At 64.4% G+C, this 16,468-nt stretch carries 15 protein-coding genes; 11 read left to right on the top strand and 4 right to left on the bottom strand.

The window, feature by feature from the left end:
* The 9 genes from CK498_RS23615 to CK498_RS23575 form a co-directional block, all read left to right on the top strand.
* The coding region (locus CK498_RS23615) for a TRAP transporter large permease (protein WP_229359200.1) at window positions 1-1,263 on the top strand (1,263 nt) is incomplete at its 5' end.
* A 17-nt stretch (window positions 1,264-1,280) separates the two neighbouring features.
* Entirely contained in the window at window positions 1,281-1,799 is a 519-nt protein-coding gene (locus tag CK498_RS23610) for a gluconokinase (RefSeq protein ID WP_229359199.1), read from the top strand.
* Window positions 1,800-1,866: 67 nt separating this feature from the next.
* Window positions 1,867-2,862: a gluconate operon transcriptional repressor GntR gene (gene gntR / locus CK498_RS23605; protein WP_095623296.1), complete on the top strand. Its 996-nt coding sequence runs from the start codon at window positions 1,867-1,869 to the stop codon at window positions 2,860-2,862.
* Window positions 2,863-3,060: 198 nt separating this feature from the next.
* Window positions 3,061-3,834, top strand: a complete 774-nt coding sequence (gene fabI / locus CK498_RS23600; protein WP_095623295.1) for an enoyl-ACP reductase FabI — start codon at window positions 3,061-3,063, stop codon at window positions 3,832-3,834.
* 2 nt (window positions 3,835-3,836) lie between these two features.
* Window positions 3,837-5,255 (top strand): bifunctional enoyl-CoA hydratase/phosphate acetyltransferase, encoded by a 1,419-nt coding sequence (locus tag CK498_RS23595; RefSeq protein WP_229359197.1) that lies wholly within the window; start codon window positions 3,837-3,839, stop codon window positions 5,253-5,255.
* Complete coding sequence (locus CK498_RS23590) at window positions 5,252-6,463, top strand: acetate/propionate family kinase (protein WP_095623293.1); 1,212 nt, start codon at window positions 5,252-5,254, stop codon at window positions 6,461-6,463. The genes CK498_RS23595 and CK498_RS23590 overlap by 4 nt, the downstream gene beginning before the upstream one ends.
* 93 nt (window positions 6,464-6,556) lie before the next feature.
* Window positions 6,557-7,243: a type 1 glutamine amidotransferase domain-containing protein gene (locus CK498_RS23585; protein WP_095623292.1), complete on the top strand. Its 687-nt coding sequence runs from the start codon at window positions 6,557-6,559 to the stop codon at window positions 7,241-7,243.
* A gap of 114 nt (window positions 7,244-7,357) precedes the next feature.
* The gene (locus CK498_RS23580; RefSeq protein WP_095623291.1) at window positions 7,358-7,924 is read left to right on the top strand and encodes a cytochrome b; all 567 of its coding nucleotides are present in this window, start codon (window positions 7,358-7,360) and stop codon (window positions 7,922-7,924) included.
* A 29-nt stretch (window positions 7,925-7,953) separates the two neighbouring features.
* Window positions 7,954-8,538, top strand: a complete 585-nt coding sequence (locus tag CK498_RS23575) for a YceI family protein (RefSeq protein ID WP_095623290.1) — start codon at window positions 7,954-7,956, stop codon at window positions 8,536-8,538.
* A 147-nt stretch (window positions 8,539-8,685) separates the two neighbouring features.
* Here CK498_RS23575 and CK498_RS23570 read toward each other — a convergent pair whose 3' ends face one another.
* Window positions 8,686-9,480 (bottom strand): 2OG-Fe dioxygenase family protein, encoded by a 795-nt coding sequence (locus tag CK498_RS23570; RefSeq protein ID WP_095623289.1) that lies wholly within the window; start codon window positions 9,478-9,480, stop codon window positions 8,686-8,688.
* Window positions 9,481-9,793: 313 nt separating this feature from the next.
* On the opposite strand from CK498_RS23570, the gene CK498_RS23565 reads away from it, so the two are divergent.
* Window positions 9,794-11,797 carry a putative bifunctional diguanylate cyclase/phosphodiesterase gene (locus CK498_RS23565; protein WP_324615587.1) on the top strand — a complete coding sequence of 668 codons (2,004 nt, stop codon included), beginning with the start codon at window positions 9,794-9,796 and terminating at the stop codon, window positions 11,795-11,797.
* Between the two features lie 125 nt (window positions 11,798-11,922).
* Window positions 11,923-13,182: an MATE family efflux transporter gene (locus CK498_RS23560; RefSeq protein WP_095623303.1), complete on the top strand. Its 1,260-nt coding sequence runs from the start codon at window positions 11,923-11,925 to the stop codon at window positions 13,180-13,182.
* Window positions 13,183-13,230: 48 nt separating this feature from the next.
* On the opposite strand, the gene CK498_RS23555 is transcribed toward CK498_RS23560, so the two are convergent.
* From CK498_RS23555 to CK498_RS23545, 3 genes are all read right to left on the bottom strand, one after another.
* Complete coding sequence (locus CK498_RS23555; protein ID WP_095623288.1) at window positions 13,231-14,733, bottom strand: uracil permease; 1,503 nt, start codon at window positions 14,731-14,733, stop codon at window positions 13,231-13,233.
* 157 nt (window positions 14,734-14,890) lie between these two features.
* Window positions 14,891-16,078 (bottom strand): amino acid aminotransferase, encoded by a 1,188-nt coding sequence (locus CK498_RS23550; protein WP_095623287.1) that lies wholly within the window; start codon window positions 16,076-16,078, stop codon window positions 14,891-14,893.
* On the bottom strand, window positions 16,079-16,417 hold the full coding sequence (locus CK498_RS23545; RefSeq protein ID WP_095623286.1) for a 4a-hydroxytetrahydrobiopterin dehydratase: 339 nt from the start codon (window positions 16,415-16,417) through the stop codon (window positions 16,079-16,081).
* Between the last annotated feature and the right edge of the window lie 51 nt (window positions 16,418-16,468).

Here is a 16,468-nt window from a genome sequence, read left to right as displayed (position 1 = left end):
ATCCTGTTCGCCTCCCTCGCGCTGGGGCTGCCGATCGCCTTTGGCCTGGGCATCGCCGCGGTGGTCATGGCGGTGATCTCGGATATCCCGCTGTCGATCCTCATCGAACAGTCGATACGCGGGGTCAACAACTTCCCGCTGCTGGCGATTCCATTCTTCATCCTGGTCGGCGAGGTGATGAGTGCCGGCGGCATCGCCCGGCGGCTGATGGAGCTGGCCGGCGCGCTGGTCGGCTTCATCCGTGGCGGGCTTGGCCAGGTGGCGATCACCGGCTCGATGTTCTTCGGCGGCATCAGCGGCTCGGCGGTGGCCGATACCGCCGCCACCGGCTCGATGATGATCCCGTCGATGAAGCAGCAGGGCTACTCGGCACCCCAGGCCACCGCGATCAACACCGTCTCCTCGGTGATCGGCATCATCATCCCGCCGTCGATCCCGCTGATCCTCTACGGCATCGTCACCGAGACCTCGATCAGCCGGCTGTTCATCGCCGGCATCGTGCCCGGGGTGATGATCGGCATCGGGCTGATGGTCACCACCTTCATCATGGCCAGCTTCGGCGGCGCCGGGCAGACCCGCAAGTTCCGCCTCGACCTCCTGTGGCAGGCGTTCAAGGCCGCCTGGCTGGCCCTGGTGCTGCCGGTGATCGTGATCGGCGGCATCATCGGCGGCATCTTTACCGCCACCGAGGCGGCGGTCGCCGCGCTGCTCTACTCGCTGGTCATCTCGCTGCTGGTCTACCGCGAGTTCCACGTCCGCGAGCTGTGGGGCATGCTGATCCGCACCGCACGGCTGACCGGCATGGTGTTGCTGCTGCTGGCCTTCGCCACGGTGATCGCCTGGTTCCTGACCATCAACATGGTGCCGCAGACCCTGGTGACCCAGGTGCAGGCGATCACCCAGGAGCCGTTCTGGCTGCTGTTGATCGTCGCCGGCCTGCTGCTGCTGGTGGGTTTCGTGATGGACCTGACCCCGGCGATGGTGATCATGGCGCCGATGCTGACGCCGATCGTCACCTCGGTGGGCATCGACCCGGTCTACTTCGGCGTGCTGATGGCGTTCATTCTCGGCATCGGCCTGCTGACCCCGCCGGTGGGCACCTGCCTGTACGTCGGCTGCGGGGTGGGCAAGGTGACCATGGAGCAGCTGGTGCGGGCGATGCTGCCCTACTACGCCACCCTGCTGATCATGGCGGTGATCCTGATCGCCTTCCCCGGCCTGGTGACCTGGCTGCCTAACCTCACCGCCGTGGGCGGCAATTGAGACAGGAACGTTGTGTAATGACGTCGTATCGTATTCTGGTCATGGGGGTTTCGGGCTCGGGAAAGTCCCACGTTGGACGCTTGCTGGCGGAGCGTCTGGATGCCGATTTCATCGACGGCGATGATCATCACCCGGCGGCCAATATTGCCAAGATGGCGCGCGGCACGCCGCTCGATGACGATGATCGTCGGGGCTGGTTGATGACTCTTGCAGACGTGTTTGCCGATTATCGTCACGCCGACCGCTCGGTGGTAGTTGGGTGTTCGGCGCTAAAGCTGCGCTATCGCGATATTCTGCGGAGCGGCGACCCTAAGCTGGCGATTGTTTACTTGCAAGGGAGCCGGGCGCTGCTGCGCAAACGCCTCACCGGGCGTGAAGGACACTTCTTCAAGGGGGATGGCATGCTCGACAGCCAGTTGGCCGATCTCGAGCCACCGGTACCGGAAGAAGCGCTCAGTGTGGCGGTCAGCGAGCCGCCCGAGTCGATCATTGAACGCGCCGCAGCGTGGCTCGTGAGTACGCCGCGGAGGGCATGATTTCTGCCTGCACATTGGCTAAGGTGAGTGACGATTTTCGCCACTCACCGCTGACGCTCAGGGCTTCGTGAAGAAAAAACGACCAACACTCCAGGATATCGCCGACCGCGTCGGGGCGACCAAGATGACCGTCAGCCGCTGTCTGCGTGACCCGCAGACGGTCTCCGAAGGGCTTCGCGAGCATATCTTCTCGGTTGCTGAGGAGCTTGGCTACATACCCAACCGCGCGCCGGATATCCTCTCCAAGGCGACCAGTCGGGCCATCGGCGTGATGGTGCCGTCGCTGACCAACCAGGTCTTCGCCGACGTGATCAAGGGCATCGAGGTGACCACCGAGCCGGCCGGCTATCATCTGATGCTATCCCATTACGGTTACAGCCCGGAACTCGAGGAGCGCAGCCTGGCCTCGCTGCTCTCCTACAATGTCGACGGGGTGATCCTCTCCGACAGCCTGCACACGCGACGCACCTGCCGCATGCTCGAGACCGCTGGGATCCCCAGCGTCGAGATCATGGATACCCACCTGGCGCCGTTTCACCAAGCGGTGGGCTACGACAACGTGGCCGCTGCCCATGCCATGGTCAGCGAGATGATTCGTCGCGGTCGCCGGCATATCGTCTACCTGGCGGTGCGCCTCGACGAACGTACCCGCCAGCGCGAGCAGGGCTATAGCCAGGCGATGAGTGAGCACGGCCTGACGCCGCTGACGCTGTATACCTCGATGCGCTCCTCCTACAGCGTCGGGGCGGCGCAGATGGCCGAGCTACTGGCCGAGCACCCTGATACCGACGCACTGTTCTGCACCAACGACGACGTCGCGGTGGGAGCCTACTTCGAGTGTCTGCGGCGCGGCGTGGCGGTGCCCGAGCGAGTCGCCATCGCCGGCTTTCATGGCCACGACGTCGGCCAAGTCATGGCACCGCGCCTGGCCAGCGTGCTCACCCCCCGTGAGGCGATCGGCGAGACCGCCGCCCGCGAGCTGCTGGCGCGCATCCAGGGCACGCCGATCACCCAGCGGGTGATCGACCTGGGCTTTCATATCGAGATAGGCGGTACCCTCTGAGCGCTACAGCCGTTCGTTGAGCAGTGCTGTCAGCGCGCGTCGCTGAGTACCAGCGGGTTGGTCTGGGCATGCAGATGCAGCTCGGGCAGTCGCGCAACCTGCACGGTGGGGCATCTTACGCTAGTCTATGCTGCAGTGCGGCAGCAAAGGTGCTCCGCCTGCCGCTACCGGACTGCCACTGACAAGGAGAGGGTCGAGATGGGCCACGCGTTTTCCCTGGAGGGCAAGGTCGGCATCGTCACCGGCCTGGCCAATCGCGACAGCATCGCCTACGGTTGTGCGCAAGCCTGTCACAAGGCGGGTGCCGAACAGATCGTCAGCTATGCCTCGCTCAAGGCCGAGCGCTTCGTTGCACCGCTGGCCGCGGAGCTTGGCGAGCCCGAGCTCTACTGCTGCGACGTTCAGGACGATGCCCAGCTCGAGGCGCTGTTCAGGCGGGCCGTCGAGCGCTGGGGGCGGCTCGACTTCGTGGTGCACTCCATCGCCTATGCGCCGCTGGAGGATCTGCATGGCCGCGTGGTGGACTGCTCCCGCGATGGCTTTGCGCTGGCCATGGATCTCTCCTGCCACTCCTTCATCCGCATGGCGCGGCTGGCCGAGCCACTGATGCGCGACGGCGGCAGCCTGATCTGCATGTCCTACTACGGCGCGGACAAGGTGGTCGACAACTACAACCTGATGGGGCCGGTGAAGGCCGCGCTGGAGTCGGCGACCCGCTACCTGGCCGCCGAGCTGGGGCCGGCCGGGATTCGTGTGAATGCGGTGTCGCCGGGGGCGATCCGTACCCGTGCCGCGTCCGGCCTCAAGGATTTCGATGCCCTCGTCCACGACGGCGAGACGCGCTCACCGCTGCGGCGCCTGGCCAGTGTCGATGAAGTCGGCCAGTCGGTGGTCTATCTTGCGTCTGCGGCCGGCGCCGCGCTGACCGGCACCACGCTCTACGTGGATGCCGGCCACCATATCAGGGCATGACCATGAGCGACGCGCAAGCACCCCGCGACGACGATATCGAGAATCGCACCTTCGACGAGATCCAGATCGGCGACAGCGCCTCTATCCACAAGCGCCTGACCCTCGAAGACATCAAGCTGTTCGCCATCATGTCCGGCGACATCAATCCTGCTCACGTCGATGAGGACTATGCCAAGAGCTCGCGTTTCCAGGAGGTGATCGCCCACGGCATGTGGGGGGGAGCGCTGATCTCCACTGTGCTGGGTACCGAACTGCCGGGGCCTGGCACTATTTATGTCGGGCAGTCGCTGCGATTTTTGGCGCCGGTGCGGCTCGGTGACGTGCTCACCGTCAGCGTCAAGGTGCGCGACAAGGACGCACGAAGCTCGCGCATCACCTTCGACTGCCGCTGCGCCAACCAGAAGGGCGAGAGCGTCATCGAAGGCGAAGCCGAGGTGGTGGCGCCGCGCGAGAAGGTACGCCGGCGGCGCACCGTGATGCCGCAGCTGCGGCTGGCAGAGCGGGGCCACCTGCATGAGCTGTTGAATGCCGCCGAGCATACTGATCCGCTGACCATGGCGGTGGTGCACCCGGTCGACGAGGTCTCGATCAAAGGTGCCTGGGAGGCCGCTAGCAAAGGCTTCATCATCCCGCTGCTGGTGGGCCCGGAAGCGCGCATCCGGGCTGCTGCCGAGGCGGCAGAGATCGATATCGATGGCTTCGAGTTGATCGCCACGCAGCACAGCCACGCCGCCGCCGAACAGGCCGTGGCGCTGGTCCGGGAGGGGCGTGCCAATGCTCTCATGAAGGGCGCTCTGCACACCGAGGAGCTGCTGCAGGCGGTGGTCTCGCGCAATTCGGGCCTGCGCACCGGGCGGCGGCTAAGCCATGTGATGGCCTTCGACGTGCCCACCTATCCGCGGCCGCTGTTCATCACCGACGCGGCAATCAACATCGCCCCGGGTCTCGAGGTCAAGCGCGATATCGTGCAGAACGCCATCGAGCTGGCCCACGCGGTCGATATCGAGTTGCCAAAGGTAGCGTTGCTATCGGCGGTGGAGACGATCAATCCACGCCTGGCCTCGACCCTGGATGCCGCGGCGCTGTGCAAGATGGCCGAGCGCGGGCAGATCAGCGGCGGGCTGCTCGATGGGCCGCTGGCCTTCGACAACGCCATCTCGGAAGACGCCGCCAGGACCAAGGGCATCGACTCGACGGTGGCCGGGCGCGCGGATATCCTGGTAGCTCCCGACCTGGAGGCCGCCAACATGCTGATGAAGCAGTTGACCCACCTGGCCGATGCCAGCGGTGCCGGCCTGGTGATGGGCGCGCAGGTGCCGATCGTGCTGACCAGCCGCGCCGACGATGCCATCACCCGGCTCGCTTCCTGTGCCCTGGCACTGCTGGTGGCGCGCCATCAGCGCCAGGCGGAGCCGACATGAGCCTGGTGCTGGTGTTCAACAGCGGCTCGTCGAGCCTCAAGTTCGCGCTCTTCGAGGCGGCCGCCGCGAGCGCGCCTGAGGCAATGCCCTGCGCGCTGAGCGGGCAGATCAGCGGGCTTGGTGCCGCGCCGCGCTGGCAGCTCGACGCCGACCCTGGGCGGCCGCGCCAGGAGCATTCGCTGACCCTTGACGGCGACGGCGATGACGCTCAACAGCAGGCGGCCCTGGCCTATCTGCTCGACTGGCTGGAGGCCGAGATTGGCTGGCAGCGTCTTGCCGCGGTGGGGCATCGCATCGTCCACGGTGGCGTGCACTACTGTGAGGCGACCCGTATCGATACAGAAACTCTGGCAGCGCTCGAGGCGCTGACGCCACTGGCGCCGCTGCATCAACCCTACTGCCTGGCGCCGGTAAGCGCGCTGGCCGAGCGCTGTCCCGACCTGCCGCAAGTCGCCTGCTTCGATACCGCCTTTCACGCCGGGCAGCCGGCGCTGGCCCAGCGCTTTGCGCTGCCGCAGCGGTTTCACGACGAGGGTATGCGCCGCTACGGTTTCCACGGCCTCAGCTACGACTATGTCAGCCGACGGCTCAGCGAGGAGCTGGGCGGGCAGCCCGGAGATCGGGTGGTCATTGCTCACCTCGGCAGCGGGGCGAGCTTATGTGCTATCGCCTGGGGGCGAAGCGTGGCCTCGAGCATGGGGTTTACCGCACTGGATGGACTGATGATGGGCACCCGCAGCGGCAGTCTCGACCCTGGCCTGGTGCTGCACTTGATTCAGCAGTGCGGCATGAGTGCCGCTGAGGTAGAGCGACTGCTGTACCGCGAGGCCGGACTGCTGGGTGTCTCCGGTATCAGCGCCGATATGCGCCAGCTACTGGCCAGCAGTGAGCCGGCGGCACAGCTCGCCGTCGAGCTGTTCGTGTATCGTATCGTACGTGAGATCGGCAGTTTGGTGGCAGCGCTTGGCGGACTCGACCACTTGGTGTTCACTGCCGGGATCGGTGAACGTGCCGACACGGTCCGCGCCGCCATCGTCGACGGCTGTGACTGGCTGGGCGCGCACCTGGATACGGCCGCGAACCGCGCTCACGCGACCTCGATTGCCGGCGCCAAGAGCACCATCGGGCTATGGGTATTGGCCACCGACGAGGCGCAAATGATCGCCTGGCAGACTCAGCAACTGCTGGCATCGCCTAGCGGTCGCTGAGCGATCTGCGAGGTTATTGGCCGCGGGGTTGAACCTTGGCCGAGCGTCGCCATCTATTCAGGGCATGCCGACACGCGTTCCCGGAGGGTAACGATGAAGATTTTGATGGTACTGACCTCGCACGACGCCATGGGTGATAGCGGTCACAAGACCGGCTTCTGGCTCGAGGAGTTTGCCGCTCCCTACTATGTCTTCAAGGACGCCGGTGCCGAGGTCACCCTAGCCTCGCCCAAGGGCGGCCAGCCGCCGGTAGATCCCAACTCCACCCAGGAGGACGCCCTTACCGCGGAGACCCGCCGCTTCGAGTCGGACCACGACGCCAAGGCCCAGCTGGCCAGCACCCTGCGCCTGGATACGGTCAACGCCGCCGATTACGATGCCATCTTCTACCCCGGCGGCCACGGCCCACTATGGGACCTGACCGACAACGCCGATTCGCTGAGGTTGATCGAGGCCTTCGTCGCTGCCGGCAAGCCGGTGGGCGCGGTATGCCACGCACCTACGGTATTGCTCAAGGCCAAGGCCGCCAATGGCGAGCCGCTGGTCAAGGGCAAGCGGGTCACGGGATTCGCCAATAGCGAAGAGCAGGCCGTCGGTCTGAGTGAGGTGGTGCCGCACTTGCTCGAGGACGAGCTCAAGCGGCTGGGTGGCGACTACCTGCGTAGCGTGGATGATTTCGCTCCCTATCAGGTCAATGACGGCCTGCTGGTCACCGGCCAGAACCCGGCCTCGAGTGCTCCCACCGCGACGCTGCTGCTGGAACAGCTACAAGCTCGCTGAGGCGACCGTTTCTCTAACGTGAACGATGCATTTCCCGCGCTGGCGCTGCGCCACTGCGGCAAAGCCACTAGGCTACCGTCAGGAATATTCGGTTTATTACATGGGACCGTAACTATGTGGCGCAATACCACGAAGGGCTGGGGCCTGGTGGCCATCCTGCTGCACTGGCTAAGTGCCGTAGTCATCATCGGTCTGTTCGCCTTGGGCTGGTGGATGACCGGGCTCAGCTATTTCGATAACTGGTACAACTTGGGCCCTTGGTGGCATCGCTCACTAGGCGTGCTGCTGCTGCTGGCAACGCTGTTGCGAGTCGCCTGGCGGCTCATCCAGCCTACGCCGCATGCACAAGGCCATCGCCTCGAGCGCGTAGCGGCCCACGCCGGGCACATCCTGTTGTATGTGCTGCTGCTGGTGGTGCTGATCAGTGGTTACATGATCTCGACCGCCAACGGCCGCGGCATCAGCGTGTTCGGCTGGTTCGAGGCGCCAGCGATCGTGCATGGCCTGCCCAACCAGGCGAGTGTGGCGGGGAATGTGCACTGGTACAGCGCGCTGGCACTGATGATCCTCGCCACGGGGCACGCCCTGGCTGCCTTCAAGCATCACTTCATCGACCGGCACGATACCCTGGTGCGCATGCTGCGCCCACGGGCCGGTCAACCCAAGCTTCCCGCCAAGTGAGCGGGCAACGACGCAACGGAGACATTGGAATGTTGAAGAAGACCGCACTGCTGACCGCCATCGGCGCCGCCGCCCTGGTGCCGCTGAGTCAGGCCCAGGCCGATGACTATGTGATCGACATCGAGGGCCAGCACGCCTTCGTGCAGTTCAAGATCAATCATCTCGGCTACTCCTATATCCTCGGCACGTTCCGCGATTTCAGCGGTGAGTTCAGCTATGACCCGGACGACCTCGAGGCCTCGAGCGTTTCCCTCGACGTCGATGTGACCAGCTTGGATACCAACCATGCAGAGCGCGATCGTCACATTCTCAGCGACGACTTCCTCGACGCCGACCAGTACCCCGAGGCGAGCTTCGTTACCACCGGCTTCGAACCGGGTGACGACGGCGAGGGCGTGTTGACCGGCGAGCTGACGCTCAAGGGCGAAACCCGCGAGATCGAGATGCCGGTGACGCTGATGGGGGAGGGCGAAGACCCGTGGGGCTCCTACCGTGCCGGCTTCGAGGGTTCGACCATGTTGACCCTGGAAGACTACGGCATCGATATGAGTGATTTCCCCGAATCGATGCATGAGCTCGAGCTCTACGTCACTTTCGAAGGCATCCGTCAGTAATCCCATTCTGGGGTGTTGCGGTACACCATCGTTCGCTCCCGGCGCCTTGTGCCGGGACGGCAACCAAGAAGCCGGTACACGCACGAGGCGTGCACCGGCTTTGGGATGGTTAAGCGCGGGGAGTCTTCCTGGCTAACGGATTAGCGGTCAGTGACCTTCGTTGAGCACCGCATCCGGGAAGTGACGACGCAGCATCTTGTTCTGGAAGGCATCGACGAAGCGACTGTTGATGATGATGATGAAGCGCTCATAGGGCTTGTCACGATCATCCTGAGTCATACCGTCGGCGCCGTGGAACAGCTTGTCGTCGCGGATATGCAGCACGTCACCAGGTGCCAGAACCTGCTTGGTGAGCGGCTGTGTACCGGCCTTGTCGGCGAACAGCAGGCTGTTGGCCCCGCTGACGTTGTCGCGGCTCACCACCATGATGCTCAGGTACTTGCAGCCATCGGAGTGGATACCCTGGCCCTGCAGCGGGTCCAGCGGTTCGCTGCCGCGCATGCCGGTGATCTGCATCAGGATCGGCTCACGAGCGCCGATCCCCCACAGCTTGGCCCACGCCTTGACGAACGCCTTGACGTCGCTGCGTTCGATGAAGGACGTTTCCAAACTGGGATAGTAGCGCAGCACGTCGGCCATGCTATCCGCATCATTGAACAACCCGCCCTGTGCCATCGGGCAGTCGCCCATGACCTCGACTTCGTCGCGATCGTTGAGCATCAGCCAGTCCATGCGCTTCCAGCGCTGGTTGACATAGGGGTCGCGGGGCAGGTCGGCGAGATAGCCCTGCCAGGCCGGCAGGTCGATCTGCGCGCGCACGTCGGTGGCGCTCCAGTGTTGCTCGGCCAGTTCGCTGTGCACCTTGGGCTCCCAGTAGCTGCGAGCAAAGTCAAAGGGCATGCTGGTTACGTCGTAACCGTGCTTGAGGCTTTCCTGTTTCATGGTCTTTTCCTTTCTTAATCGAGGCCGAAGTCCGGATGACTCGGCGTGGATTGGGTACTACACGAAACAGAATGAAAACAAATGAAAAATAATGTCAATAAAACGTGCTCTGTGTAGAAATTTCGTCATATCGCGGATAGGTGGCTACTATTAGGTCAGTCAGCCGGTGTGTAATGGGCGAACTCATCGACGGAGGACGGGGCTGCAGGGTTGCTGCCCGCTGCGCCAGGAGGCGAAGCCATGTAAGATTGGCTCATGAAATTGATGCGCTCACTCGCGGGGATATTCGGGTGGCGCTGCAGGGGAGCACATCTTGTATAAGCGACAACGATCGCGCAGCGGCCTATTACTTAGCCTGGTGCTGCTACTGGCGTTGCTGGGGGCAGTGTTGTTGCTGGTCGGTCCGGCATCCGGTGCCTGGCTGCTGATACCGTTGAGCCTTTGGCTGGCCGCGGCGATGGCCGGTGGGTGGTGGTTCGGACGGCGTCGCCAATACCGGGCCGATCGCCATGAGGCGGGTGCCATGGCGGTTGAGGCAGCGACAACGAGTGCGGGCCTGGGCCAAGTGGCGGCCGATGACGAGCTGAGTGCTCTGGCGCTGGCCGAGCAGCGCCACAATGAAAGCGAGCTGCGCTTTCGTGCGCTGCTCGAAAGCCTGCCCAAGGTGGCCGTGCAGGGCTATGACAGCTGTCGCCGGGTGATCTACTGGAACGACGCGAGCACCAAGCTTTATGGTTACCTGCCAGCAGAGGCGCGAGGCCAGTTGCTGGAAGACCTGATCATTCCCGGCTACATGCGTGATAGCGTGATTGCGGCGCATCATGCCTGGATCGAGAAGGGCATCGAGATTCCTGCCGCCGAGCTCGAGCTCAAGAACAAAGCCGGGATGCCGGTGGCGGTCTTCTCCCAGCATTTGATGCTGGCCGAGCACAGCGATGATCCGCTGATGTTCTGCGTCGATGTCGATCTCTCCGAACAGAAGGAAGCGCGTCGAGAGCTCGAGTACGTGACCCGCTACGATGCCCTGACCCAGCTTCCCAACCGACATACCTTCGAGCGCGAGCTGGAAGAGTTCATCGTCACGGCAGAGCGCCACGGTGAATATCTGGCAGTGCTGTTCGTCGATCTCGACCGCTTCGCCGAGATCAACGATGCCAAGGGCTATGAACAGGGTGACCTGCTGCTGTCGATGGTGTCCAAACGGCTGCGCTACTGTCAGCGTGGCTCGGATCTACTGTCTCGGTTCGGCAGCGACGAGTTCGTGCTGGCCTTTCCGCACCTGCGTGAAAGTAACGACGTGCTACAGCTGGTGGAGAAGGTGCTCGACAGCTTCACGCGGCCGTTCCTGCTCGATGGCCGTGAAGTGCATGTCACCGCCAGCCTGGGGGTCAGCCTGTTCCCGGATAACGGCGCCAATGCCCGTGAGCTGATTCACAATGCGGACGCCGCCAAGAACCGTGCCAAGCTGTCGGCGCCCAACCGCTGCTGGTTCTTCAACCAGAAGATTCACGATGAGCTGCTGCACCAGCATCGCCTGGCGGAGCGGCTGCAGCTGGCTCTGGCCGACAACGAGCTGGTGCTTCACTACCAGCCCCAGGTCAGCGCCATGAGTGGGCGTATCGAGAACCTCGAAGCGTTGCTGCGCTGGTTCCCCAAGGAGGGCGGGGCCATTTCACCAGCGGAGTTCATTCCGGTCGCCGAGCGCTCGCAGCTGATTCACCGGATCGGCGAGTGGGTGATCCGCGAAGCGTGTCGGCAACAGGCCGAGTGGAAACGACGAGGCTTGGGCGGTGCACGGGTCGATATCAATCTCTCCGGCAAGCAGCTGGCCATGGCCAACACCTTCAAGCATCTCGAAGCCTGCATGAGCGAATTCGACCTGACGCCCCTGGATATCGGCATCGAGCTGACCGAGAACGTGCTGATCGAGGCCGAGGAGCACATTCTCAACACCCTGCGCGGCCTCTATCACCGCGGCATGAAGATCGCCATCGACGATTTTGGCACCGGCTACTCGTCGCTCAGCTACCTGAAGCTGTTTCCGGTCACCTCGCTGAAGATCGATCGCAGTTTCGTGCGCGACGCACCCAAGGATCCCAGCGACCGCGCGATAATGGCCGCGGCGGTGTTCATCGGTCATCGGCTGGGGCTCGAGGTGATCGCCGAGGGAGTGGAGAATGAAGAGCAGCTCGAGCTGGTACGCGAGATGAAGTGCGACCTGGTGCAGGGCTATTACTTCTTCAAGCCGATGAGTGCCGCCGATACTACCCGGCTGCTGACCGGCCTGGTCGGTCAGCAGCCGCGCATCGTTAGCTGAGCCGGCTGCCAAGCCGCTGGCGAGATCGAGTAGACTAGGCGCCCCGATCGACTGGAGTGCCCGTGTCCGCCGCCACCTCTTCCTCACTGCCGCTCGCCGTTCAACTCTGGCGCCAAACCTGGCCGATGGCCATCGGCGTGCTGGCGCTGCTGGGTTTTCAACTGGTCGACAGCGCCTTTATCGCCCGCCTGGGCACTGCGCCGCTGGCAGCCCAATCCTATACCTTTCCGTTGACGTTCCTGATCATCGGCATTCAGGTCGGCCTGGGCATCGCCATCGCCGCGCTGATATCGCGTGCGCTGGGTGCCGGGGAAGCGCGGCGTGCCAGGCGCTTGGGTAGCCTGGTGCTGGGCCTGGGCGGGCTGGTGATCGGCCTGCTGGCGATCACCCTCTGGCTGGCCCAGCAGGCCATCTTCAGCCGCCTCGGGGCCGGCCCCGAGAGCCTGGCGCTAATCCGCGACTACTGGGGCCCGCAGCTGCTGGCGGCCTGGTTCGGTGCGGTGCTTTATTTCGGCTATAGCCTGTGTCGCGCCCATGGCGATACCCGGCTGCCGGGCAAGTTGATGGTCATCACCAGCCTGATCAACCTGCTGCTTGACCCCTTGTTGATTTTTGGCGTCGGCCCTTGGGCTGGCCTGGGGCTACCCGGTGCCGCCTGGGCCACGGTGGTCGCCTTTGGCAGTGGCGGACTGATTCTATGGCCGCGACTGCGCCGCGCCGACTGGCTGGGGCGCAGCGGCCTGTTGCTCGAGGCACGCCGTTCGGCGCTGCCGTTCGCCGGTATCGCCGGCCCCGCCATGGTCAGTCAGCTGATGCCGCCGCTGGCGGCGATGCTGGCGATCTCGGTGGTCTCGCAGCTGGGCGAAACCGCGGTAGCGGCTTGGGGGCTCGCCAGCCGCCTCGAGACCCTGTCGCTGATGCTGGTGCTGGCGCTGACCATGTCGCTGCCACCCTGGCTGGGGCGCTGCTACGGCGCCGGCGACTGGGCACAGATACGTCGCCTGATGCGGCTTGCCGCCAAGGCAGTGGTGGCCTGGCAGCTGCTGCTGGGGCTCGTCATGGCCGCGGCTGCGCCGTGGGTGGCACAGGGGCTGTCGGGCAATCCCGAAATTCGCGACGACCTGGCCCTGCTGATCCGCTTCCTGCTGCCCAGCTATGCGCTGCTCGGGCTGTGCATGATCGTGGTGTCGGCGGGCAATGCCCTGGGTTGGCCGCTGCGCGCCATGCTGATGTCCGCCGCTCGGCTATTCATATGCTATCTGCCCTGCCTGTGGCTGGGCATGCTGGCCGGTGGCCTGACGGGACTGGCGATGGGGGCAGCGCTGGGTAACCTGCTGGCAGGGTTGCTGGCCTGGCAGCTCTATCGGATCACCCGCCAAGGCTGAATGCCAGCGGGCCCCGTCCAGTGGACGGGGCCCGTTGCTTTCAAGGCATCAGTCGCCGGCCGGCAGCGGGCGTTCTCGCCGGACGCCCTGTAGGGCGTAGAAGCCGAAGAACAGCGCCATGACCAGGTAGCCGAGGGCGAAGTCCGGGGCGGCGTTGAAGGCCAGGCGCGGGGCGTGCATCAGGCCGATATAGGAGAAACCGGCGGCGAACAGCGCGAACACGGCGGCACGCCGGAACTGCTGGTCGATCACCGACACGGTCATGGCGCCGAGCAGGATGGCGGTGAACATCGCCCCCTGGCCCAGCGCCACGATGGCGGTGGAGATATCGGTGACCACTTCGCCGGCGGCGTTGTTGAAGCGGGTCATCACATAGTTGGCGAAGTAGGGCAGCATCGCCAGCGCCACCGCCGGGTAGTAGCGGGTGTCGTTGGTCTGGAAGGCAGTGGCGATCATCGACATGCCGACGAACACCAGGATCGGTGCCACCACCGAGACCGGAATGATCGCCGCCAGCATGGCGATCAGGCCGAACATGGTAGCCACGGCGTAGACCGCGCCGTTGAGGATGCTATAGCCGCGCCCGGCACCCATCCACTTGGCGCCGACGGTGGCGATATACACCGTGGTCGGGAAAACGCCGCCGAACAGCGCGCCGATCATGGTGCCGGCGCCGTCCACTGCCTGGCATTCGCGGACGTCGTATTTGTCGCCGGCGGCTTCCATGGCCTCGACGTTGTTCATGGTCTCGATGGCGTTGTAGAGGGTGATCGGCAGCACCACGGTGAGTACCGCCAGCATGCTGGTGAACAGCAGCCCCAGGCCCTCGAACCAGGCCAGGGTCGGCAGCAGCGGGTAGAAGCCGAGATGGGTGAAGGCGTCGCTGAACTGGCCGTCCTCGGTGGCACCGATCAGGTAGGCAAGCGCGGTGCCAATGACGATGGCGAACAGCGAGGTGGGAATCCGAAACGGCATGCTGATCCGGCCGATCAGGCCGACGATGATGATCGCCATCACCAGCAGGCCGATCACCGGTATCTCCAGGGTCTTGAACAGCATCTCGCCGGCGATGAAGGTCAGCGCCACGCCGGCCACGGCGCCGAGCATGGCCGCCCGCGGCAGATGACGTTGTACCCAACGGCCTATCAGGCTGACCAGCGCCTCGATGGCACCGCTGATGAAACAGGCCGCCACGGCGATCTTCCAGGCCAGGTCGGCGTCGCCGGTGAGCTGCATGGCGGGCAGCAGTACGCCGAACAGGAACACGAACATCACCGGCGTGGAGATGCCGTAGGAGAGCGCGGTGACGTCGGCACGATTCTCCTTGCGCGCCAGGCGTGCCGCGCTCCAGGCGTAGTAGAAGTTGCCCACCATCACCGCCACGGCGGCGCCGGGCAGCACCTGACCGAACACGATACCGGCAGGAAAGCCCATGCCGAGCATGGTCAGGGCGATGATCACGAAGTTGGCGATGTTGTTCTGGAACAGTGCGAAGAAGGCGTCGGTATCCTCCTTCTTGTACCAAGGGTAGTGCACAGCGGTGGTGGCCATGATGGCGCCTCACGGGTTGTTTAATTTGTATACAAGGCTGACGGCAGTGTCGCCCTGCCTGACTGAATGGTCAAGTGATGCCGTCAACGCAGGGACCACACGGCAAAGCGCCCGGGGAGAACCCGGGCGCTGGATGGAGCGGTGGCGAGGGGCTGACTCAGTTGACCGCGGCGATCGCCTTGGCCAGGTAGTCGAGGTTCTCGGTAGAGAAACCGGCCACGTTGGCGCGCCCGGAGCGCACCATGTAGATGCCGAACTCATCGCGTAGGCGGTCGACCTGGGTGGGAGTCAGGCCGGTGTAGGAGAACATGCCGCGCTGCTCGGCGATGCAGGCGTACTTGGCGTCGAGGCCGTAAGGCTTGAGCGCGGCGACGAAGTCCTGGCGCAGGCCGTTGATGCGGTTGCGCATCTCGCTGAGCTCCTCGCGCCAGACGGCGGCGAGCTCCGCCGACTCGAGAATTTCGGTGACCACCGCGCCGCCGTGGGAGGGCGGGTTGGAGTAGTTCTCGCGGGCCACGATGGCCATCTGGGAGCGCACGTTCTCCATCTGCTCGGTGTTCTTGGCTACCGCGATCAGCGCGCCGGTACGCTCGCTGTAGATGCCGAAGTTCTTCGAGCAGGAGCTGGTGATCAGCAGCTCATCGAGGTTCTCGGCGAACAGCCGCACGCCGAAGGCGTCCTCGTCGAGGCCGTCGCCAAAGCCCTGGTAGGCGAAGTCGATCAGCGGCAGCAGCTCGCGCTCCTTGACCACCTCGAGCACCTCGCGCCACTGGGCCTGGGAGAGATCGAAGCCGGACGGGTTGTGGCAGCAGGCGTGCAGCACTACTACGTCGCCCACCGGGATCTGCTTGATCGCCGCCAGCATGCCGTCGAAGTCGAGGCGATTGTCAGCGTCCACGTAGGGATACTTGCTGAGCTTGAGGCCGGCGGCCTGGAAGATGCCCTGATGGTTGGGCCAGGTCGGGTCGCTGACCCAGATGCCCTTGCCGGGCAACTGGGTGTTGATGAAGTCGGCGGCCAGGCGCAGTGCGCCGGTGCCGCCCGGCGACTGGGTGACGCTGGCGCGGCGTGCCTCGAGCACCGCTGAGTCGGCGCCGAAGATCAGCGGCTGGATTACCTGGCCGTAGCGTGGATCACCGTGAGAGCCGATATAGGTCTTGGTGGTCTGGTTGTCGAGCAGCAGCGCCTCGGCTTGTTTGACGGCCCGCATCACCGGCGTGTTGCCCTTGGCATCACGATAGACACCGACCCCGAGGTCGACCTTGTTGGGGTTGGTGTCCTGGTTGAAGGCCTCGATCAATCCGAGGATGGCATCCCCGGGGACCCGCTGAATCGGCTCGAACATTTACTCGGCTACCTCGTCGGTTCTGGCGGCAAGAATGAAATCGTTCTTGTGCAGGCCCTTCATCTCATGCGACCACCAAGTCACGGTGACCTTGCCCCATTCGGTCAGGAGCGCCGGGTGGTGGCCGGCTGCCTCGGCGATCTCGCCTACGCGATTGGTGAACGCCAGGGCCTGCTTGAAGTTGCGGAACGTGAACACGCGCTCCAACTGCATGATGCCATCGCGCTCCACGATCTGCCACTCGGGAATGGCCTGGCGATACTCACTGATCTCGGCCTCGGTGACGTGGGGGGCGTCCCAGCTGCAGGCTTCGCACTGCTGTTGTGATAGATCGCTCATGGGGTCTCCTGATTGGCTGAATAGTGATAGATGAGACCGTAACGGTCTGAA

This window comes from Halomonas salipaludis (assembly GCF_002286975.1).
Lineage (GTDB): Bacteria > Pseudomonadota > Gammaproteobacteria > Pseudomonadales > Halomonadaceae > Franzmannia > Franzmannia salipaludis.
This window is presented reverse-complemented; position numbering and strand designations above follow the sequence as displayed.